General features: G+C 65.5%; 19 protein-coding genes and 1 pseudogene. 12 read left to right on the top strand and 8 right to left on the bottom strand.

Annotated features, from left to right (window positions below; translation table 11 throughout):
• Nucleotides 1-38 precede the first annotated feature (38 nt).
• Nucleotides 39-398, top strand: coding sequence for a hypothetical protein (locus ACQPW1_RS36400; RefSeq protein WP_433656906.1), 360 nt, complete (start codon nt 39-41; stop codon nt 396-398).
• Between the two features lie 16 nt (nt 399-414).
• On the opposite strand, the gene ACQPW1_RS36395 is transcribed toward ACQPW1_RS36400, so the two are convergent.
• The 3 genes from ACQPW1_RS36395 to ACQPW1_RS36385 all read right to left on the bottom strand — a co-directional run bounded on the left by ACQPW1_RS36395 (nt 415) and on the right by ACQPW1_RS36385 (nt 2,205).
• Nucleotides 415-933 (bottom strand): DUF1990 family protein, encoded by a 519-nt coding sequence (locus ACQPW1_RS36395; RefSeq protein WP_433656904.1) that lies wholly within the window; start codon nt 931-933, stop codon nt 415-417.
• A 357-nt stretch (nt 934-1,290) separates the two neighbouring features.
• Nucleotides 1,291-1,815, bottom strand: a complete 525-nt coding sequence (locus ACQPW1_RS36390; protein WP_433656902.1) for a M23 family metallopeptidase — start codon at nt 1,813-1,815, stop codon at nt 1,291-1,293.
• 9 nt (nt 1,816-1,824) lie between these two features.
• Nucleotides 1,825-2,205, bottom strand: coding sequence for a hypothetical protein (locus ACQPW1_RS36385; protein WP_433656900.1), 381 nt, complete (start codon nt 2,203-2,205; stop codon nt 1,825-1,827).
• 394 nt (nt 2,206-2,599) lie between these two features.
• On the opposite strand from ACQPW1_RS36385, the gene rpsB reads away from it, so the two are divergent.
• The 7 genes from rpsB (at nt 2,600) to ACQPW1_RS36350 (ending at nt 8,761) form a co-directional block, all read left to right on the top strand.
• Nucleotides 2,600-3,478: a 30S ribosomal protein S2 gene (rpsB, locus tag ACQPW1_RS36380; protein ID WP_433656898.1), complete on the top strand. Its 879-nt coding sequence runs from the start codon at nt 2,600-2,602 to the stop codon at nt 3,476-3,478.
• A gap of 100 nt (nt 3,479-3,578) precedes the next feature.
• Nucleotides 3,579-4,403 (top strand): translation elongation factor Ts, encoded by an 825-nt coding sequence (gene tsf, locus ACQPW1_RS36375; RefSeq protein WP_433656896.1) that lies wholly within the window; start codon nt 3,579-3,581, stop codon nt 4,401-4,403.
• Nucleotides 4,404-4,655: 252 nt separating this feature from the next.
• Nucleotides 4,656-5,384 carry a UMP kinase gene (gene pyrH, locus ACQPW1_RS36370; protein WP_379284707.1) on the top strand — a complete coding sequence of 243 codons (729 nt, stop codon included), beginning with the start codon at nt 4,656-4,658 and terminating at the stop codon, nt 5,382-5,384.
• A gap of 50 nt (nt 5,385-5,434) precedes the next feature.
• Nucleotides 5,435-5,992 carry a ribosome recycling factor gene (frr, locus tag ACQPW1_RS36365; protein ID WP_357378401.1) on the top strand — a complete coding sequence of 186 codons (558 nt, stop codon included), beginning with the start codon at nt 5,435-5,437 and terminating at the stop codon, nt 5,990-5,992.
• 465 nt (nt 5,993-6,457) lie between these two features.
• Complete coding sequence (locus tag ACQPW1_RS36360) at nt 6,458-7,300, top strand: phosphatidate cytidylyltransferase (RefSeq protein ID WP_433665438.1); 843 nt, start codon at nt 6,458-6,460, stop codon at nt 7,298-7,300.
• A gap of 52 nt (nt 7,301-7,352) precedes the next feature.
• Nucleotides 7,353-8,033, top strand: a complete 681-nt coding sequence (locus tag ACQPW1_RS36355) for a MarR family transcriptional regulator (protein WP_433656893.1) — start codon at nt 7,353-7,355, stop codon at nt 8,031-8,033.
• Entirely contained in the window at nt 8,030-8,761 is a 732-nt protein-coding gene (locus ACQPW1_RS36350) for a hypothetical protein (protein WP_433656891.1), read from the top strand. Before ACQPW1_RS36355 ends, ACQPW1_RS36350 begins: the two co-directional genes overlap by 4 nt.
• Nucleotides 8,762-8,799: 38 nt before the next feature.
• Here the strand turns inward: ACQPW1_RS36350 and ACQPW1_RS36345 are convergent, their stop codons facing one another.
• The gene (locus tag ACQPW1_RS36345; protein WP_433656889.1) at nt 8,800-9,174 is read right to left on the bottom strand and encodes a LapA family protein; all 375 of its coding nucleotides are present in this window, start codon (nt 9,172-9,174) and stop codon (nt 8,800-8,802) included.
• Nucleotides 9,175-9,300: 126 nt separating this feature from the next.
• Between ACQPW1_RS36345 and rlmN the strand changes: the two genes are divergently transcribed.
• From rlmN to ACQPW1_RS36330, 3 genes are all read left to right on the top strand, one after another.
• Nucleotides 9,301-10,410 carry a 23S rRNA (adenine(2503)-C(2))-methyltransferase RlmN gene (gene rlmN, locus ACQPW1_RS36340; protein ID WP_433656887.1) on the top strand — a complete coding sequence of 370 codons (1,110 nt, stop codon included), beginning with the start codon at nt 9,301-9,303 and terminating at the stop codon, nt 10,408-10,410.
• 390 nt (nt 10,411-10,800) lie between these two features.
• Entirely contained in the window at nt 10,801-12,747 is a 1,947-nt protein-coding gene (locus ACQPW1_RS36335; RefSeq protein WP_433656885.1) for an NB-ARC domain-containing protein, read from the top strand.
• 89 nt (nt 12,748-12,836) lie between these two features.
• The gene (locus ACQPW1_RS36330) at nt 12,837-14,222 is read left to right on the top strand and encodes an IS1380 family transposase (protein WP_433655183.1); all 1,386 of its coding nucleotides are present in this window, start codon (nt 12,837-12,839) and stop codon (nt 14,220-14,222) included.
• Nucleotides 14,223-14,488: 266 nt separating this feature from the next.
• On the opposite strand, the gene ACQPW1_RS36325 is transcribed toward ACQPW1_RS36330, so the two are convergent.
• From ACQPW1_RS36325 to ACQPW1_RS36310, 4 genes and pseudogenes are all read right to left on the bottom strand, one after another.
• Nucleotides 14,489-15,763 (bottom strand): hypothetical protein, encoded by a 1,275-nt coding sequence (locus ACQPW1_RS36325; RefSeq protein WP_433665595.1) that lies wholly within the window; start codon nt 15,761-15,763, stop codon nt 14,489-14,491.
• A gap of 586 nt (nt 15,764-16,349) precedes the next feature.
• Nucleotides 16,350-16,841: pseudogene (locus ACQPW1_RS36320) on the bottom strand (glycosyltransferase); the annotation flags it as partial.
• A 692-nt stretch (nt 16,842-17,533) separates the two neighbouring features.
• Nucleotides 17,534-18,625, bottom strand: a complete 1,092-nt coding sequence (locus tag ACQPW1_RS36315) for a pentapeptide repeat-containing protein (RefSeq protein WP_433656883.1) — start codon at nt 18,623-18,625, stop codon at nt 17,534-17,536.
• A 310-nt stretch (nt 18,626-18,935) separates the two neighbouring features.
• Nucleotides 18,936-19,346 carry a hypothetical protein gene (locus ACQPW1_RS36310; RefSeq protein ID WP_433656881.1) on the bottom strand — a complete coding sequence of 137 codons (411 nt, stop codon included), beginning with the start codon at nt 19,344-19,346 and terminating at the stop codon, nt 18,936-18,938.
• 429 nt (nt 19,347-19,775) lie between these two features.
• Here ACQPW1_RS36310 and ACQPW1_RS36305 point away from each other — a divergent pair, with 429 nt between their 5' ends.
• Nucleotides 19,776-20,945, top strand: a complete 1,170-nt coding sequence (locus ACQPW1_RS36305; protein ID WP_433656879.1) for a hypothetical protein — start codon at nt 19,776-19,778, stop codon at nt 20,943-20,945.
• Nucleotides 20,946-21,051: the final 106 nt, after the last annotated feature.

Below are 21,051 nucleotides of genomic sequence, written 5' to 3'. Positions count from 1 at the left end.
GTTCGACTCGTCGAGCGACTCTCCTTACGGTGGTGATCATGTCAACCGAACCGTCGACCGCGCCGCTGCGCGAGCGCATGCGCGCCGCGCTGTCCGTTGCGATGAAAGCTAGGGACCGTCAGGCAATCACTGCCCTGCGGTCGACCCTGGGTGCCATCGACAATGCGGAGGCAGTCGATGTCGGCGAGCATCAGGCAGGCGCCCTGGAGAGCAGCGCGGCCGGCTTGGGCGTCGCCGAGGTCGCCCGCCGCGAGCTGACCGAAGGCGATATCGAACAGATCGTGCGGGCCGAGATCGCCGAACGGCACACGGTCGCCGAGGAGTACGACGGTCTGGGCCGTTCGGATCATGCCGAGGACCTGCGCGTTCAGGCCAAGGCGCTGGCCGACCTGCTGTAGGCCACGGCGTTCGGAGTCAGGCGGAGGTCGGCAGGGCTTTGATGTACCGCCCGGCGATGAAGCGCTGGATGAGACGAACCACCGGACCGCCGAGCCTGGTGTACCAGGTCCCGGGCCGCGAGAACGCGGTCACGATCCCGTAGACCGACTCGTCGGCCGGGTCGTACTCGACGGCGAACAGCTCCTCACCGATTTCCGGATGCCCCGGCAGCGTGCCGTAGGCGAACCCGCGCTGATTCGGCGCCGCCAACACGTACACCACCCGGCACGGCGCGATGATCGCCAACGGCCCCACGCCGAGCCGCACAGTCAGCCTGGTCCTCGGCTCGGCCTTTACCGTCGACGCGTCATGAAAGATGCCCGTCCCCTTTTGCATCCGATAGTCGAGAATCTCCGCACCCGCATGCTCGAACAGCGCTCGCCCATGCCCGATCCGCCGCCGCAGCCGGAACCGGTGATACCCCTCCGGCAACTCACTAGTCGTCGCACCGACTTCCGAATAGGTGAACGGCGGATCGCTGGGCGCGTGCTCCATGCCCTGATCTTCACCCCCGGCTCACACCCTTGGGAAGCAATCCGCAGCGTCGGTTTCGACACGCCGCACGCCTCGCGCGCATGGAGCCAACGCCCCGGCTTGCCTATGTCCGCACACCCGTGGTCGAGGCCGGACCAGGCGTCCGGCCTACTCCGGATCGTGCGGGGCCATGCGCGGCAATCGGTTTCCGGCGTGGAGGTGAGGTGCAGTAGGCCGAGCTGACCAGATGTTCGCGTCGGCCCCGACCATCACCCCGCCGCCCGGTCCAAGCGCAAGCATTGGTGGGACTGTGCCGCGCCCATCGCAGCTGCGGACAGGGTTGTCCGTGGACAGCGAGCTGGCGGCGGGTCGTGGAACTCAGGGTGGCGCAACCGGCTTCAGGCGTAGGGGTGTGAGGTGCAGCAGGCCCAGCGGATCCAGGTACTCACGTCGGCGTCGGCCGCCCTCACTGCGCAAACCCCAGTGCAGGCAGGTCTCACAACCTTCATGCCCGGCCTCCAGCGTGCCGATCCTGGTGCCCCGCTCGACCCGCCGCCCGACCGAAACCGCGTCGCGCACCGGCTCATACGTGGTCCGCAGCCCACTCGGATGATCGATCGACACCACCGGCTTGTCGGCCACCATCCCAGCGAACACCACGATCCCATCCCCGGCCGCCAGCACCGCCTGTCCCGGCGCACCGGCCAGATCGACCCCACGATGTCCCGGTAACCAGTTCTGCGCAGGCTTGTCGAACCTCCGCAGCACGCCTGGCCGAGGTTGTAGCGGCCAGCTGAACTGTCCGACGGGCGCCGCCGCAGCGACCGGTTCCGCACCGGTCAGCAGGACCAGCACGACTCCCATGAGGGCTGCCGTGAAGAGGCGCGCACTGTTGCTCGCCATCACGCGAGATCACTTGGTCGGCAACGCCAACGGTGCAGGGGACACGAGCCCACAGAACTCGGAATCACTCGGCGACACGAAAAACGGTGCGGGACCGACGTATTCGCAGAACTCGGGATCGAGCGGAGTTATCGCAAACGGATCGAGGCCGACCCCTGACAACGGCAGGCCGATCACTCCTTCCGCCACCCGCAGCGGCGCCGGATGCACGAGCCCACAGAACGACCCCGTACAGACCGCACTCCGCGGCGGCCCACCGACCAAAGTGCTCGGCTCGAACGACCCACCGGCCGGTGACTCAGCTGCAACTGGCGGCGCCGTCAACACGGCAAGCGCGAAGAAAAGCGGTATGACCAGCGTCATCATCGAAGAAATCGGATTCGAAGGCATGCCACAAAGCCTCATCCGCCCATCCCGCTCGCGGAACCCCCACTTCCCGGATTGTGGACAACTTTCTCAACTGTGGACATCCCCCGTTCCACCTGCCGAAACCACTCCCGCGTACCCCCTGACAGGCCGATTTAGAAGCTAGGCCTCCCACCCCGTAGACTGATCGAGCGGTCTGTGCCTGCATAGACCGACTTCGCGCGCCACCCCGTGCTTGTTCGCAACGGCGCTGTTCGAATCGAGCTCATCATCAATCGGTTCGTAGCGGTGCCTGTGCGGAGCAGGGAGTCGTCGGCTGGTCCCACCCTCGAGGTCGGGTCCGACGGTTCGGAGGCGCCAGGGCAGCGAATCACCGATTCGCTGCGTCAACCGGCAACGAAAGAGAGATACGGGAGCTATGGCTGTCGTAACAATGAAGCAGCTGCTTGACAGCGGCGCGCACTTCGGACACCAGACACGGCGCTGGAACCCGAAGATGAAGCGGTTCATCTTCACCGACCGCAACGGCATCTACATCATCGACCTGCAGCAGACGCTGACCTACATCGACAAGGCCTACGAGTTCGTCAAGGAGACCGTCGCCCACGGTGGCACCGTTCTCTTCGTCGGCACCAAGAAGCAGGCCCAGGAGTCGATCGCGGCCGAGGCGACTCGCGTCGGGATGCCCTACGTCAACCAGCGCTGGCTGGGTGGCATGCTCACCAACTTCTCCACCGTGCACAAGCGCCTCCAGCGCCTCAAGGAGCTCGAGGCCATGGAGCAGACCGGTGGCTTCGAAGGTCGCACCAAGAAGGAAATCCTCATGCTCACGCGTGAGATGAACAAGCTGGAGCGCACCCTCGGCGGTATCCGCGACATGGCCAAGGTGCCCTCGGCCATCTGGGTCGTCGACACCAACAAGGAGCACATCGCCGTCGGTGAGGCGCGCAAGCTGAACATCCCGGTCATCGCGATCCTGGACACCAACTGCGACCCCGACCTGGTCGACTACCCGATCCCGGGTAACGACGACGCGATCCGTTCCGCCGCACTGCTGACCAAGGTCGTCGCCTCCGCGGTGGCCGAGGGCGTGCAGGCGCGGGCCGGCCTGTCCTCCGGCGACGACAAGCCGGAGTCGGGCGCGGGCGAGCCGCTGGCCGAGTGGGAGCAGGAGCTGCTCGCTTCGGCCGCACCCGCCGCCGACGCGCCTGCCGAAGCTGCGGCCGAGACCCCGGCCGAAGCACCGGCAGAGGCCCCCGTCGAGGTTGCCGCTGTGGAGACCCCGGCTGAGGCCTGAGTCTCGTAACTCGCTGTTACAGCGGTGATCACCAACGCGTGCGATGGTGATCACCGCTGCCCAGTACTCAAGCACTTTCTCCGAAGGAGGCTCGCCACCGATGGCGAACTACACCGCTGCCGACGTGAAGCGGCTCCGGGAGCTCACCGGCTCCGGAATGATGGACTGTAAGAACGCGCTGGCCGAGACCGACGGTGATTTCGAGAAGGCCGTCGAGATCCTGCGCATCAAGGGCGCCAAGGACGTCGGCAAGCGTGCCGAGCGGACCACCGCCGAGGGCCTGGTCACCGCCAAGGGCGGCGTCATGGTCGAGATCAACTCCGAGACCGACTTCGTCGCCAAGAACGCGGAGTTCCAGGCGCTGGCCGACCAGATCGTGGCTGCCGCTGCGGCTGCCAAGCCCGCCGACCTGGACGCGCTCAAGGCGATCGACCTCGGCGGCCAGACCGCCGACGAGGCCGTGCAGGCGCTCGCCGCGAAGATCGGCGAGAAGCTCGAGCTGCGTCGCGTGATCTCGCTCGACGGCCCGGTCGCGACCTACCTGCACAAGCGTGCTTCCGATCTGCCGCCCGCTGTCGGCGTGCTGATCGAGTACCAGGGTGAGGGTGACGCGGCGGCCGACGCCGCCCGTGCCGCCGCCATGCAGGTTGCCGCGCTCAAGGCGAAGTACGTTACCCGCGACGAGGTTCCGGCCGACATCGTGGAGAACGAGCGCCGCATCGCCGAGCAGACCGCTCGCGAAGAGGGCAAGCCCGAAGCCGCGCTGCCGAAGATCACCGAGGGCCGCGTCAACGGCTTCTTCAAGGACGTCGTGCTGCTCGAGCAGTCCTCGGTCACCGATTCGAAGAAGACCGTCAAGGCCCTGCTGGACGAGGCCGGGGTCACCGTGACCCGCTTCGCCCGCTTCGAGGTCGGCTCCAACTGATCGCGCCCCGCGATCGTCCCGGCGAACACCGGGATGGCCACGCGGGACCGGGTCTAGCCGCACTCACAGCACCATAGCGAGCAGGCCCCCCGTCGACCGATACACCGGTTGACGGGGGGTCTTCTTATGCCGCCGAACACACATAAGGCAGGATAGGGGCCGCTCCGTGTTGAGGAGCCTTTCCGAGCTGCCGAATTCTTAGACGCACTTGCCGCCGAGAACAACGTTGACCGCCGAAGGAGAAGAACACCCATGACGGACCCGGGGATCGATCGCCCAGGATATCGCCGGGTGCTTCTCAAGTTAGGTGGCGAGATGTTCGGCGGCGGCCGAGTCGGCCTCGACCCGGATGTGGTGCAGACGGTCGCCGAGCAGATCGCCGAGGTGGTCGCCACCGGCGTGCAGGTGGCCGTGGTGATCGGCGGCGGCAACTTCTTCCGCGGCGCCGAGCTGGAGGAGCGCGGCATGGAACGCGCCCGCTCGGACTACATGGGCATGCTCGGCACCGTGATGAACAGCCTTGCGCTGCAAGACTTTCTGCAGAAGCAGGGGATCGACACCCGGGTGCAGACCGCGATCACCATGGGCCAGGTCGCCGAGCCCTACCTCCCGCTGCGCGCCAAGCGCCACCTGGAGAAGGGCCGCGTGGTCATCTTCGGTGCGGGCATGGGCATGCCGTACTTCTCCACCGATACCACCGCCGCCCAGCGCGCGCTGGAGATCGGCGCCGAGGTCGTGATGCTGGCCAAGGCGGTCGACGGGGTGTTCACCGCCGATCCCAAGGTCGACGCCGACGCCACCATGTACTCCGAGATCACCCACAAAGAGGTCATCGAGCAAGGACTCAAGGTCGCCGACGCGACGGCCTTCAGTCTGTGTATGGACAACCAGATGCCGATTCTGGTGTTCAATTTGTTGACCAAGGGCAATATCGCCCGAGCGGTCGCCGGTGAGAAGATCGGCACATTGGTTCGGTCCTGACCCCGCGACCCGCGGATCATGACGATGACGACGCTGTGGAGGAAACGGTCGTGATTGATGAAGCGCTCTTCGACGCCGAGGAGAAGATGGAAAAGGCTGTCACGGTAGCGAAGGACGATCTCGCAGGCATCCGCACCGGACGCGCCAACCCGGGGATGTTCACTCGGATCGTCGTGGACTACTACGGTTCGCTGACCCCCATCACCCAGATGTCCAGCATCACGGTGCCGGAGCCGCGCATGGTCGTGATCAAGCCGTACGAGCAGGCTCAGCTCGGTGCGATCGAAACCGCGATCCGCAACTCCGATCTCGGTGTCAACCCCACCAACAACGGTGACATCATTCGCATTTCGGTGCCGCAGCTGACCGAGGAGCGTCGTCGCGAACTGGCCAAGCAGGCCAAGGGCAAGGGGGAGGACGCGAAGGTGTCGATCCGCAATGTCCGCCGCAAAGCCATGGACGAACTGTCGCGCATCCAGAAGGATGGCGAGGCGGGTGAGGACGAGGTCGGGCGTGCCGAGAAGGACCTCGACAAGACCACCGCCAAGTACGTCGGCCAGATCGACGAACTGGTCAAACACAAAGAAGCTGAACTGCTCGAGGTCTGACGCTGACGGCGGCGCGCCGCCGATCGACGCAGCAGGCCCGCCCGGGCGGGGGACGAACGGAACGACGAGTTGAGCGACGGGACAATCGTGGCCGAGAACGCCGCCGCGACCGGTGCGGCTGAGGAGCCGAGGCCGGCGAACGGCACAGCTGAGACGAGGCGAGAGCACGTGCGCGATGCGAAGGCATCGAGTGACGAGCCTTTAGCCTCGGCTGCGGCGTCCGATCACGACGCTCCGGCCACCGATGGGGTTTCGGCGTCTGCAGGGCCGGCCACCGATGGTGTCTCGGCGCCTGAGGCGCTCGCCACGGATGGCGTGTCGGCGCCTGCGGTTCATGATGATTCGACCGTCGATCATTCGCCGACCGACACCTCCTCCTGGGCAGCGGATGCCGCGGTCACCGAGCAGACTGGTCCGGTTGTCTCCGCGGCCGAGCACGACCCCGAGGCGCATGGTCCCACCGCGGTGCTCGCCGCCGCCCCCGCGTCCGGCTCCCGCGCGGGCCGGAATCTGCCCGCGGCACTCGCGGTCGGATTCGGCCTCGGCCTCTCGCTCATCGCGATCCTGCTGTTCGTGCCGAAGGTGTTCATCGGTGTGGTCGGCGTCGCGGTAGGTGTCGCCACCTGGGAAGTCGCCAAACGCCTTCGCGAGGCCGACGTTCTGGTGCCCCGGATTCCGCTCATCGTCGGCGGCCAGGCCGTGTTCTGGCTCGGCTGGCCCTACGGCGCCAGCGGTGTCGCGGGCGCCTTCGCGGCCACCGCGCTGACCTGCATGGTGTGGCGCCTGTTCGACCACGGATTGCAAACCGCCCCGCGAAACTTCCTGCGCGACACCGCCATTGCCATCTTCACGCTGGCCTGGATCCCGCTGCTCGCCTCGTTCGCAACACTGCTGCTGCTCGAGCCGGACGGCAACCTGCGGGTGCTGACCTTCATGATCCTGGTCGTCTGCTCCGACGTCGGCGGCTATGTGGCCGGCGTGCTGTTCGGCAGGCATCCTATGGTGCCGTCGATCAGCCCGAAGAAGTCCTGGGAAGGTTTCGGCGGCTCCCTGGTCTTCAGCGTCATCGGTGGCCTGCTCACCGTCACCCTGCTGCTCGAGGCCAACTCGATGATCGGCGTCGTCCTCGGCGTCGGCCTCGTCCTCGTAGCCACCTGCGGCGACCTGATCGAATCCCAGATCAAGCGCGAACTCGGCATCAAGGACATGGGCACCCTGCTCCCCGGCCACGGCGGCATCATGGACCGCCTCGACTCCATGCTCCCGTCAGCCTTCGTCTCCTGGCTGGTCCTCTCCACCCTGCTCTGACCTGGCACTATAAATTCTTGCCAGCCTGCTGAGAGGAATTTATACTCGCAGGATGTCCGAGACCAGACTGTCGCGTGCCGAGGTCGCTGTGCTGTCGTTCCTGCTCGGCAGCCCAGCTCCCCAGCGTCAGGTCGGCATCGCGGAAGCCACCGGCGTGACGCAGGCGCGGGTCTCGCAAATTCTGTCTGCCGCCGATGCGCTCGGCTGGACGGAACGGGCCGCGGACGGCTGGCAGGTTCGGCGTCCCCGTGAGCTGTTCGAACGCCTTGTCGCCACCCGCCCGCCGAAGGCGGACGTCGTCGAAGCCTGGTACAGCCTCGACAGTGCGTCGCGGCAGATCGAACTCGCGTTGGAATACGCGTCCGCTCAGCGAGTTTCGCTCCAGGTCTGCGGCGACTGGGCGGCGGACCGGGTCGCGCCGTGGCGTATTCCGGACATCGTCTACCTGCACGCCGACGCACGCGTGGAGCTGGAGGCGGCCGGTTTCGTCCCGGTCGAAACGAGTCCCTCCGACGCGACCGTCGTGGTGACCGTCGGCAAGATCGCGCCAGGACTACATCTTGATCCGGCGATCGCCACTGCGATGGGCGGGCCTCCTGCGCAAGCGTGGCCGCTCGCACCCATCACCGAGATAGCCCGGCACGTCCTCGCCGACGATGGGCCCGACGCCGCAGAAGCCGTGGCCGAGCTCGAACAGCGGTTCCTCACCGCACGCAGCGAGCTCGTTGCATGATCGAACTGGAGATCGACAGCAGTTCGCGGGCCGAGGACGGTGCCTATCTGGCGCTGGCCGATGCCGCGGCCGCTGCGACCGGGCTGGATTCGTGGGCGGTGGTCGGCGGGCACATGATCAATCTCCATGTGCTGCGGAGCGGTGTCTCGGTTCCGTTGCGCGCGACCAGAGATGCCGATCTCGCAGTAGAGCTCCTGACCATTCGTGACGGTGTTCTGCTGGATCGATTGCGCGGCATGGGCTACGACAATCCACGGGCCGGCAACCGGTTCGAACGTTCGGTCGGTGGAACCGCCGCGACGATCGACCTGCTTGCGCCCTCGTTCACCAACCGGCACGTACCCGATCTCGACGCCGGGCCGATCGCCGTGGACGGCATCCCCGCGCTGCACGTGGCGTTGGCGCGGATGCCGGTGTGGATCGCCCTCAGCGCCACACTGAGCGAAGGCACACGGGTATCAGCCCGAATCGCGATTCCCGATATCGCGACCGCCCTCTGCATCAAGATCTTCGCTTACGCACAGCGGTTCACGCCGCGCGATGCCGAAGACATCGGGCGCCTGCTGGAGTGCAGGTATGCGGACGAGGCATCCTGGCCCAGCGGAACCACCTTTACCGAAGCACTCGACCTGTTGCGGGAGCACTTCGACAAGCCGGGGCACGCGCTGCGGAAGTGGACCGGGAATCCGGCGCGCATCCGTGCGCTGGTTCGTGCGCTTACGCCTTGACTGTCCACACGGCCTAACTGTGCAGCTCGTCTGACGTGCTACTTCTTGGCGGCCCGACGCAGTTGGATGATGCGGACGCCGCCGACCAGGGCCATCACCAGTGCGCCACCGATCACCGACAACAGGACCGCGACGCCGAGTGGCAGCGAGAAGTGCCAGAAGAACAGGCCGACGTCGACCTGGTCGAGGTTCTGCAGGATGAAGACCAGCAGGACGATCAGGATCAGGGCGCCTGCGATCAGGCCGATCCAGGTGTTTCCGGTGCGTGAGGACAGCGACTGGCGGCGTTTGGTGGCGGGGACTGCCGGTGGGGTGGTGGTGGCGGGCGGCGCGGCGGCCGGAGGAGTCTTGGTCAGCGGCTCGTCCGGGAACGCCGGTTCGGGATCCGGCAGGTGGTCAGCATTGGTGGACATATCCCGATCATTGCCCACTGCTATGACAGTTACACGTATTTCCCGGCAACGAACTGGTCATGTCGGGGGCGCTAGCACACGGGCGAGTGTGCGGCGCATTCGCCCAGATGGGAGAATGGAGAAACTATGACCGTCTCCCTGCCCCTCGTTTTCGATGCTCCGCGTCGTGGCATGCCGCCTCGGCACCTCGCCGACCTCGACGCCGAGGGCAGGCGGGCGGCCATCGAGGAGCTGGGACTGCCCAAGTTCCGCGCCGACCAGATCGCCCGCCAGTACTACGGCAGGCTGCAGGCCGACCCCGAACAGATGACGGACCTGCCCGCGCCCGTACGCGAGAAGATCGGCGAGGCACTGTTCCCGCCGCTGATGTCGGTCGTCAAGCACGTCGCCTGCGATGCGGGCGAGACGCGAAAGACGTTGTGGCGCGCGGGCGATGGCACCCTGCTGGAGAGCGTGCTCATGCGCTACCCGGACCGCGCCACCCTCTGCATCTCCAGCCAAGCAGGCTGCGGCATGGCCTGCCCCTTCTGCGCGACCGGCCAGGGCGGACTGAACCGCAATCTGTCCACCGCCGAAATCGTCGACCAGGTCCGCGCCGCGGCCGCCGCGATGCGCGACGGCGAGGTCGCCGGCGGCCCGGGCCGCCTGTCCAACATCGTCTTCATGGGCATGGGCGAACCTTTGGCGAACTACAAGCGAGTAGTCTCGGCGGTTCGTCGGATTACTTCTCCGTCGCCGGATGGTTTCGGTATATCGCAGCGGAATGTCGTTGTCTCGACTGTGGGTTTGGCTCCTGCGATCCGCAAGTTGGCCGATGAGGACCTGTCGGTGACCCTCGCGGTCTCGCTACATACCCCCGACGACGAACTTCGCGACACCCTGGTGCCGGTGAACAACCGTTGGCCGGTCGCCGAGGTCCTCGACGCCGCCCGCTATTACGCCGACAAGTCTGGTCGTCGCGTCTCCATCGAGTACGCGTTGATCCGTGACATCAACGACCAGCCGTGGCGCGCGGACTTGCTCGGTCAGAAGCTGCACAAGGCGCTCGGTTCTCGCGTGCACGTCAACGTCATCCCGCTCAACCCCACCCCCGGCAGCAAATGGGACGCCAGCCCCAAACCCGTTGAAGCCGAGTTCGTTCGCCGCGTCAACGCCCGAGGTGTCCCGTGCACCGTCCGCGACACCCGCGGTCAGGAAATCGCTGCGGCCTGCGGTCAACTCGCAGCCGAAGGCTGAGTACCTACCACATCCGCCGCGACGTCGGTCGGCGATGTCATGGTGGGCGCACGTGGCGTTTGGTCGGATCTGCGTATGCGCAGCGAGCCGGACAGAGTCACCGCAGCGGAACGAACCACTCGGGGAGTCCGAAAGCTTTCCGGCACTGCCCAAGTACCCCTCGATCATCACGGCCGGTCACTGCGAGGTCGCCAGGCTTCGAGAAGGCCTGCCGGGGTGAACACGGCGTCGGTAATAGCCATCGACCAGCCTGGCACCTCGGCCTCCGGGAAATCAGCCCGAACCCGTTCGGCGTTTATTCCTTCGGTACTGGCGGCCAATTCCGCCCCGGGGTATAGGGTTTCGGCAAAGCCGACGGTGAGGTAGGGGGTTGCTGCTATGCGTGAACCCGTGGTGCTCGATCTGTTGCGGCGTCCGCCGCCGGGTTTCATCGATCGGGAGCCGGAGCGGGATCGCCTGTGGGAGGCGGTCAATGAGGCGTCTGCGGCCAGGCGGCAGGCGGTGTTGGTGGTTACGGGAATGCCCGGTGTGGGTAAGACGATGTTCGCCGTACGGATGGCAGAGGAGTTGCTAGGCCAGACAGGCCGGGCGTTCGACGTTGTTATCAAGTTGGCCGTTGGCGAACGCGGACATGCCCGCACCGCGGAGGAGGTGCTCGCGATGTGCCTCTCCGCGCTGAAGGTCGAGAAGATACCGGTTGCGCTCGCCGAAATGCAGGCGCTCTTTCGGGCGAAGACCGCGTGCGGGGCTACGTTGCTGTTGCTCGACGATGTCGAGGACGCGGAACAGGTAGAGGCCCTGCTTCCGGGCTCGGCGGACAGTATTGTGATCGCGACCAGCCGCCGCCGGACCGATGGGTTCGATTACTACCGGCACGTGATACTTCCGATCGACGTGTTCGATGCGGATTACGCGCGGGAACTGCTGGTGTCCGGGATGGACCCCGAACTTGTTCGTGCGAACGAGGTTTCGCTGGCCGAGTTGGTGAAGCTGTGTGGTCGCTTGCCTTTCGGCCTCGACATCGCGCGGGCCCGGCTGCGGGGGCATTATCGCAACAATGTCGGTGAATACGTCCGTCAACTGAACGTGACCCGCTCACGGCTGACGGAGTTCAAGCTAGACGGCAAGGACGTGCTCACCGCCCTGTTCGAGGAGGCGTTCCATCGGCTCCCGGCTCCGGTACGCCTGCTTTACAGCCTTCTCGGCCTGCATCGAGGGCTGCAATTCAGCGAGCAGGTCGCCATCAGACTGGCCGGACCCGATTATCCGGGCTCGGTTCCGGAGGGTTTGCGCCTTTTGGTGGACTGGAGCCTGCTCGCCGAACTACCCGGCGGCCGATTCGAAATACACGCTCTGACAGCCGAACATGCGTACGGCACAACCAGCGTCATGCATGCCGCCGAGATCGAGCGGGCGAACCGGCGCATGCTCGAGTGGTACCTGGACTTCACCGTCGCCCGCGAACAGGTGTTCAGCGACCGTGTCCGATTCGGGCCGCGGTTCCGGGAGGGGCCGGCACCGGCGTATTCGGGAGAAGATGCCTACGGCCGGGCGAACGCCGATCTGGAATTCGAGCGCGCAAACCTTCGCAGGGCAATCGGGCTGGCCTGGGATCTGCGATTCTGCGACTTGGCATGGCAGCTCTGTGAAGCCATGATCACGTTCTATTTCCAGCGCGACCGGTTCGATGAGGCGATCGAGGCGCACGGAAATGGACTGGAGGCGGCCGAATGGCTGGCTGAGCCGGTGCCGCTTGCGGTCATGCACAACGCACTGGGGCGGGCGTTTTTCGGAAAGCGGATGCACGTCGAGGCCTTGGAACAATTCCGGGAGGCCCGCAGGCAGGCCGCTCGGCTCAGCGAAGGCGTCGCCCTGTTCGTTCTCGCCCAGGCCGCCATCTGGGAGGCGTTTGTGCATCAGCGCGATGGTGATAACGAAGCAGCGGTGCACTCGTGGTCGGCGGCCCGAATTCTAGTCGCCGATCCGGACTTCCCGGCCGAGTGGCAGGAGCGGGAGACGCGACTGTTGAATGTGAACGGCAGCATCATGCTCGCGGCGGTGGGCCGCCACGCGGAAGCGATCGAGGCTGCCCGCAATGCTGTGAACGGCTTCACCGGCAGCAAGGAAAAACATAACGACATCAAAGCGCTTGCCAACCTCGGACGAGTCCTGGCCGTTTCCGGCGATGAGTATGCCGATGAGGCGATCGATGTGTTGACCAGTGCCGTGAGTCTGGAAGCCGAGCATGAGCTGAAATCGTGGGAGATCGACAGCTGTCAGGTGCTCGGCGACTTGTTGCTGCGGTTAGCCTCGGCCAATCATGGTAATGGCGCCTAACCTGCGGCGGGAATGGCGAAAGGTGCTCCGACCTGCGATAATTCGACTTGCGAAGGCTGAATTGATCGAGGTTTTGGAGCACCTTTCTGGTGGGCAAGTCTATATCGCCGTATCCGCGGCTGACCATCGACGGTGACGGTGCGGGCGTGGTGTCACACGCAGGTGCGGCACTGCTGCTGCGTACTGCCGAGATAACTGGTTTGACCTGGGGTTTGTCGGAACAGTTGGGGCCGTGGCGCAAACCGATGGCTGTCCACGACCCGGGCAAGATCGTGCTGGATTTGGCGGTGACACTCGCGGTCGGTGGTGACTGCGCCGCGGATGTGGCGTTGTTACGGGCCGAGCCGGGCGTGTTCGGTCTGGTGGCCTCGGATCCGACGGTGTCGCGGACGATCACCGCGCTGGCTGCCCAGGCACCGAAAGCGTTGGCCGCCATCGCTTCTGCACGCGCGGACGCGCGGGCGCAGGCGTGGGCCGTGGCTGGGCCGAACGCCCCCGGTCACGGGATCAACATCGATGATCCGTTAATCATCGATCTCGACGCCACCCTGACCGACGCGCACTCGGAAAAACAGAACGCCACACCGACGTTCAAGCGGGGCTTCGGCTTCCACTCGCTGTGGTCGTTCATCGACCACGGTCGCACCGGCACCGGCGAGCCCGCCGCGCCCATGCTGCGGCCGGGCAACGCCGGTAGTAATACCGCTGCCGACCACAAGCAGGTTCTCCGCGATGCCCTCGCTCAGCTGCCGTGGCAGCCGGGATGGCGGGTCGGCCGGAAAGTGCTGGTGCGCACCGATTCCGGTGGCGGCACCCACGAGTTCCTCGACTACTGCCACCGCCGCCGGCTGCAGTACTCGGTCGGGTTCACTCTCACCGACGAGATCGTCACCGCCATGGGCACCCACCTGAATCCGCAGGATTGGACACCGGCCTACGACGCAGACGGCGAGGTCCGCGACGGCGCCTGGGTCGTGGAAGTCACCGGCATCACCGAGTTGACCGGATGGCCGCCCGGCATGCGGCTCATCGTCAGGAAAGAGAGACCACACCCCGGTGCTCAGCTGCGGTTCACCGACCGCGACGGGATGCGGTTGACCGCGTTCGTCACCAACACCACCCGCGGCCAGCTGCCCGACCTCGAGTTGCGTCACCGCCAGCGGGCCCGCTGCGAAGACCGGATCAGAAACGCGAAAGACACTGGCCTGCGCAATCTTCCGTTCCACAGCTTCGACGCCAACCGCATCTGGCTCGCCGTCGTCGCGCTCGCACTCGACCTGACCGCCTGGATGCAGACACTCGCCCTGCACGACCACCCCGCACGTCGCTGGGAACCGAAAACGCTACGGCTGCGGCTGTTTTCAGCCGCCGGACGCATCGCCCGCCATGCCCGCAAAACCACACTGCACCTGGCGCGGCACGCCCCCTACACCGAACTGCTCACCACCGCCGCAGCACGCCTGCAACCCGGCTGACCAGCCAGAAACCGTCCCTGCAACCAAGGAAACCAACCACCCGGGCCAGTGGAACCCGGCAGCCAGCCCGCTGCGCGGGCCAGCTGCCCTGCCCGCAACCGGAAAACTACGACCGAAACACCCAATCCGAACCCGATCAGGCCAGCACATCAACCCGGCGAAAGATCGAGGTTAGGGCGTACCGAGGAGGGGCATTACTGGCTGGCTCGCGCAGCCGAATTGAACGAGCGCCTGACCGACGGAGACGAGGATCAGGAATGAGCCGATCACGAAGCGTCGCGAAAATCGCCTAACACGAACGTCGTTCGCTTCCGGCCCGTGATAATGTCCCACTCCCCGGGTAATTCGCTCGTCCCAGTGAGCAACCACTCGTACACCATGCCCGCTGCCATCCCGATATCACTGCCCCGCAAGATGATTCGATGCCCACGTCGCGTGCTGATCACCTGATTGGTGCCGCTGGTCAGGGCCACGACCTGGGCGGCGGGTAACCGGCGCAGGACGGCGTCGAGCACTGTTTCGGGATCCTGCCCGGCCGCCGGGGAGGTGACAAGAACGACGGGTGCCTCGTTCAGCAGCGAGCGTTGGGGGTGATTCTCGTGCACGACAAGAAAGGCGCGGTCAAGATGATCCGCTGTGGCGCGGTCGATCGCTATGCCTGCGGGATAGCGTTCGATCGTGTATTCGGCGGGTCCGGTCGGCGTGCAGGTGAGGTGGTCGGCGAGTATTTCGGGACGGGGAATGGTGACGAGTTCCGGCGGGATGACCGGGGTCACCGGCGCGGTATCGGGGACGGATAAGCACAGGTGCCGATAGCAGAGCGCCCGCAGCCTCTCGATGGCCGCGCCGGGATGGGAACTCATGAGCTCGCGCACGGGGGCGAAACGGCCGAGCTGGTGGTCTTCCAGCGTGGATTCGATTTGGGTGCGCAGGGTTTCGTACCGGTTGAGCCGAGGAGCCAGCGCGCCGAGGCACTCGCCGACCGAATCCGCGGCTACCTCGGCGTCCGGGAATGCGGCCAGCAGGACGGGCAGATCCTGAGACGCCCCATAACAGGTTGTCGCGCCGAAATCACCGACGATCAGGTCAGCGGCTAGCAGAACGGCCTGCCAACCCTCGGTCGGACCTATCAACGTGAGACCGGCGCGACGGGCGTCGGCCAACCATGTCTTTACCTGCAAGGCGCCATGACCGTGCCAGACATTGGGATGTATGAGACCGGCTAGTCGGTATTCATCGCGGGGCAAACATGCGACCAATTCCCGGAACAGCTCGGGCCAGCTGCCGAGCAGTGAGCGGTGAGACCAGGTGGTGCACAGTACAATCAGCTTCTGATGCGGTTCGACGGCCAGCGCCTGGCGGTAGTGCATCCGCAGCTGCCGACTGGCGAGCATTCGATCGTAGGCTGGATCGCCTACGACCACTCCGATCGGTGCCGCCGCAGGGGTTAGCGCCCGCAGTCGCTTCAGCTCGGAGTCGTGCGCGAGTACCAACGCCGAGGCAATCGGACGACCGTTGTAGAGCAACCATTCCTGCGACAAACCGAATACGGACCGGCTCTCCGGCTCTCCGGCTCTCCGGCTCTCCGGCTCTCCGGCTCTCCGGCTCTCCGGCTCTCCGGCTCTCCGGCTCTCCGGGGGAATTCTTAGTATATCCGGCACCGTGCGGCAATATGATCAAATCGGCCGAAATTTCGGTCAGTCCACCGTGATTCGCGGCTATGGCCAAATCGAATTCGGTATTGATCGCCTGGTGCCAGGGAATGACCATGGCACCCAGGTTTCGAAGTTGTTCGTCGATTCCGTCGATGAATGGATCCGAACCGTTCCAACTGAACACCACCTGCACTCGTGGGTCGGAGTCGAAAACCGACAACATGTCGACCAGGCGCAATAGTGAGGTTACGTGATGAGCGACCACCAGCACCTGTCGTTCGGGGCGGATGGTATTCCAGTGTCGTGCCTGTAGGCCGATCGGAACCTTGACGGACGGCCTGACCTGCACGGAACCCCCTGCGACGACGATCGAACGAGTGTAACTGGGTAACCGTAACCGAGTCACTCGCTCGGTAAGTGTCGCCCACGGGGCCACCTCGGCGAGGACTCGACGCAGTGCCGTCTCGTGGTCGTAGTGCCGCATAGCGTGTGTTCTGGCTCGACGTAGGAGTTCTCGCCGACGGTGCGAATCCAGCGCGAGGGCACGGGACAAGGCCGCGGCGAGGCTTTGGGGCTCACCCGGCCGACAGGTGAATCCGGTCACTCCGTCGATGATCTGCCCGGCCAGTCCGTGCGCGGTGGTCGCGACGACCGGGCCCGCGCCGGCCGCGAACGCCTCCATCGGAATTCGCCCGAACGGCTCCGCGCGAGACGGCACGATCACCGCGCGGATACCCGGATGGGTCAGTATCCGAGGTATCTCCGGCGTGAATCGTTGCAGGCTCACTGCGTCGATACCGAGTTTGTCGATGCGGGTTGCGAGATATTTCTGATATTCGGTCGGACGCCAGCTTTCCGTGGTTGCCGCGAAAACCAAAGGCGGCACAGATTTTCGGCGCTGCCGCAGAATCACGACGGCGTCCAACAGGTCGTCGAATCCCTTGTACGGCTCGGCGCGGCCCATCGTGAACAGGAATTCGCGCGGCAGGTTGACGCCGATATCGCTTGTGGGGGTGGTGAACCGACGCCAATCGGCGTCGCACAGGCCGTCTGCGAATTCTAGCAGCGCCTCATCGCAAATGGAGTAGTCATCGCGCAGATGCCTGCGCATATACGGTGAGATCACGCCGATGCGGGCGCCCGCGGATATCCCGGCGCGCAGGCTGTCTCGCTCCCACGCGATACGCGCGAGGTCGCCTGGGTCGTGGAGGACACCGCTGGAGCGGGGAACGAGGATGAGGTGCTGCCGCACGGCCGGTGGTAACAGCGCGCCGAGCCCGAAGAATGGTACGTCGAACGCGACGATCAGCACCGGGCCGGCTTGCGGGAGAACAACGTCGCGGATGTGGGCCGCAGCCTCGATACCGCACCGGCGAAAGCTCTCTAGGCCGCACCATCGGTCCATTCCGCCGGTCCCGTTGTCGATGGGATGGACGGATACCTCGCGGTCGCGCAGCATGACGCCGACCTGGGCATGCCAGTCCGGATGGTATTCCGCACTGCCAGGTACTATGCGCACCGGCAAGATCGTAAGTCGAATGTCCTTCGGCAGCAGAGCAATCAGCGTTTCGAGAAAGCCATAGTTCGCGTATCCGGCGCCGGTGCCGCAGCCGTAGAAGCCGTCATGCACGGCGACCACCACGGTCGGCCGCCGGGTCACCGAGGCCGATCCGGTCGCAGACGCGGATGGTGTACGCCCGGAGGCAGTTTCGTCTCGCTGTCTACAATGGCCGTCCGTACCGCGTTGTCGGTCAGACCCTGAGCCGCACTCAGGTCGGTGCCGGTCAGGTCGGCCTCGTCGAGATTGGTCCCGGTCAGGTCGGTCCGGACGCCGTTGGTCTCCCCGATCCGAGCGCCGCGCATCCGGGCGCGTCGCAGCATCGCCCCGCGCAGGTTTGCCCCGCGCAGATCGGCACCTGTCAGGACGGCGTTTGTGAGCGTGATGTCCTCGGCCTTGGCCTCGGTGAGATCGACATCGGCCAGATCGGCGTCGCTCAGATCCGTTCGCGTAAGGATGGTTTCGTGCAGCACGGCACCGGTCAGGCGAACGCCACGACACAACGCCTCGGTGAGATCGGCGCGGGTGAAGTCGGCTCCACCCAGATCGGCGTGCGTCCCCGTGTCGGAGAATCGCACACCGCGTATCCGCGCATCCCGCCAGTCCGATCCGGGCAGGAACACACCGGCCAGGTCCAGGGGCGCGGACTCCGGCCGTGCCGGACGCTCTCGCAGGGCGGCCACGGCCGCGACCAAATCGTCCCCAAGTCGTTGCGGCGTGGTCGATTGCGGCACCGCAAGTTCGCGCAGCAGGTCGCACAGCGAGGCGATGCCGAGCATATGGTCCACCTCCGAGACGGCTACGAGCCGGGCCAGCGTACGCACGCCGCCGGCGCGGGCGCGAGGATGCTCGGCAATCAGGCGGCCCATGGCCGCGTCGAATTGGCCGGTCAGATGTTTGTCCACATCGAGGCGCTGTTTGTCGCGGTCGAGGCGCTGCTTGTCCTTCTCCAGGAAGTGCTTGTCCATCGCGACGGTCACCAGCACGAGCGCGCCGATTCCGGAAACCGCTGTGATGGCCTGCCCGCGTGCAGTACTCAACGCGGTGATTCGCTCCATCGGGGACAACCGCGTCACATCCGCGCCGAGTGCCCACTGCGGCAGCAGCACGATGACGAGCCATCCGGCCACAACCATCCCTGCCCCCAGCAGAACCGTTCCGACGGCCGTACGCCACCAGCGAGATCTCATGGCTCATCCGTACACGTCACCGGTGCCCTCGGCAAGCAGGGACACTGGGGTAGCGTCCGCATTGTGTCCGCGGTCGAGGTCGCTCGCACGATCAGGCGTGTTCATCCCTGGGCAGCAAGTGGGACGCGAGCCAGAAACTCGTTGAGGCCGAATTCGTTCGCCGCGTCAACGCTCAGGGCGTCCCCCGGTACCGTCCGCGACACCAGCGGCCAGGCAATCGCCGCGGCGTGCGGACAACTCGCCGCCGAAGGGTGGTTGCTACGCAGGCGTACAGATCCCTGACCGGTGGTCCCGATGCGCCGTACACAAGCTACCGGGTACCAGAAGTGGCCTCGCGGACGCGCTGAGCGCCTGCGAAGAGTTCCTGACTGGTCTGGCCCAGCTCTCGGGACAGGCTTGGGACATCCAGCCCGCAGTCCTGGCCGAGCAGGTGATGTCGGCTCGCGATCGCCCAGGTGATGATTGCCGACTGTGTAGGAATGTCCTTCTCCCGAGCCACATCTGGCGCTTTGTGTACCAGCAGCATCGCTAACTCGTAAGCTTCGTGGGCATAGTCGGTACCGAGTGTTTCGCCGGTCAGCTTCCACGAGTGGCGCGCTAGCATATCGAGCAGATTCGTCGCCTCCTCGTCCAGGCCGGTTGTGTCGGGCGAGGGTGCAGCGCCGAGGCTCGGGAGGGTGAGGAAGAGATCCCAAACATCTTGGTTCGCTGAGGGATCCATATTGCCAACATACAACCCACCACCGACATGCGTTCGAGCCCAGGAAGCAACAAGGGTGTCCGAAATGCCAAAGGGAACTAGGGGTGCTCGATCGCTCACCTGGGATCTCTTGCCGGGAGTGCAGAGCGCACTCCGGTTCGCTAACGGCAGCGAGAGGTCGAGGTACATCGAGTTCCGTGCAAACGGCACAGGCGAATTCGCGACTATCGCGGTGAAAGGCGAGATGGATTGCCGCCCAGCACAACACGACGGTCGTGCGGGTGTGGGGTTCAGTTGGGAAGGCAACGACGACTGTGACCCGGCGAGCCGACGCGGCTGGGCGGTACCGGTCGAGGACCACGCGCCGCATGGTCGCCTGTACTTCCACTTCGGTGACGAATCCGGTTTCCGCGCAGCGCGATTCGACTCCACTACCGCTGAGGGGCGACGTTGAGCGAATACCAGTATTACGAGTTCGTCGCGATCGATCGCCCGCTGACCGAACGTCAGCAGGCGCAGGTGCGCGAGCTGTCGACCCGTGCCAGGATCACCGCGACTCGCTTCGTCAACGAGTACCACTGGGGCAGCTTCAAAGGCGATCCGGAGCGGATGGTGGGGCGCTACTACGATGCGCACCTGTATGTGACCAATTGGGGCACACATCGTTTCCTGTTCAAGCTGTCGCGGAAGACGCTCGACCCGGAGGTCGTCGATCAGTACAGCATCGGTGACTACCTGACTGTCCAGGCGGCGGGTGACCATCTTCTCATCGACATGACCAGCGACGATTACGACGGTGACTGGGAAGAGTCTGCGGAGGATTCGCTGTCGGTATTGATCGGCGTCCGCCTCGAGTTGGTCAGCGGTGATCTGCGCTCGCTTTATCTGGCCTGGCTGGCCGGATACGGCACCTGGGAGCGTAACGAGGATGCTTTCGACCGTGACCACGACGACGCGCTCGAGCCACCGGTACCGCCCGGTCTGCGCACACTGACAGCTGCGCAGCGGGCGCTGGCCGAATTTCTGCGGGTGGATTCGGACTTGCTCGCGGTCGCGGCGGAGGCGAGCCCGAACCTGACGGCTACGGCCGCCGATCCGGAAGCCAAGGCCGCGTGGATCACTGGTCTGAACACTAGGGAAAAGGATGGGCTGCTGCTGCGGGTCGCTCTGGGTGAGTCCGCGACGGTGCAAGCGGAACTGCTGCGCCGCTATCGCTGCGCCACTGCTGCGGAGCCGGAGATGGTAGGTACGCGCACCGTCGCCGACCTACTCGACGGGGCGGCACGTCACCGGGCCGAACGTGAACGCGTCAAGGCCGCTGCCCGGGACCGCGAGCGGGCCAAGCAGGAGGCCAAAGACGTTCGTGACCACGAACGACGACTGCGGCGCCTGGCAGCGGAGGGGGAGAAAGCCTGGAACCGGGTGGACGAGTTGGCCGAAGCCGGCCGATCCAGCTCCTATGACGCCGCCGACGACCTCCTGACCGATCTCCGCGAGCTGGCCGAACGCGACGGCCAAGCCGTCGAATTCGACAGCCGTGTCGCTGGCCTGCGCGATCGCCATAGTCGCAGACCTGCCTTCCTCAGACGGCTCGCAGAGCTGAATAGCGCCGGTTCGTGACCGCGGACCAAGGCCATCGCGGGCCAGGTCTGCGGGGCTGATGAGCATGGAGTCATGCCGAAGCGCCGTGGTCGCCGGAAAGGCGGCAAACCCGTCCGGCATCTGC

The sequence above is a fragment of the Nocardia sp. CA-128927 genome, assembly GCF_050955855.1.
Classification (GTDB): Bacteria; Actinomycetota; Actinomycetes; order Mycobacteriales; family Mycobacteriaceae; genus Nocardia.
The sequence above is the reverse complement of the archived record's forward strand: the minus strand, read 5'-3'. Positions and strand labels throughout refer to the sequence as shown.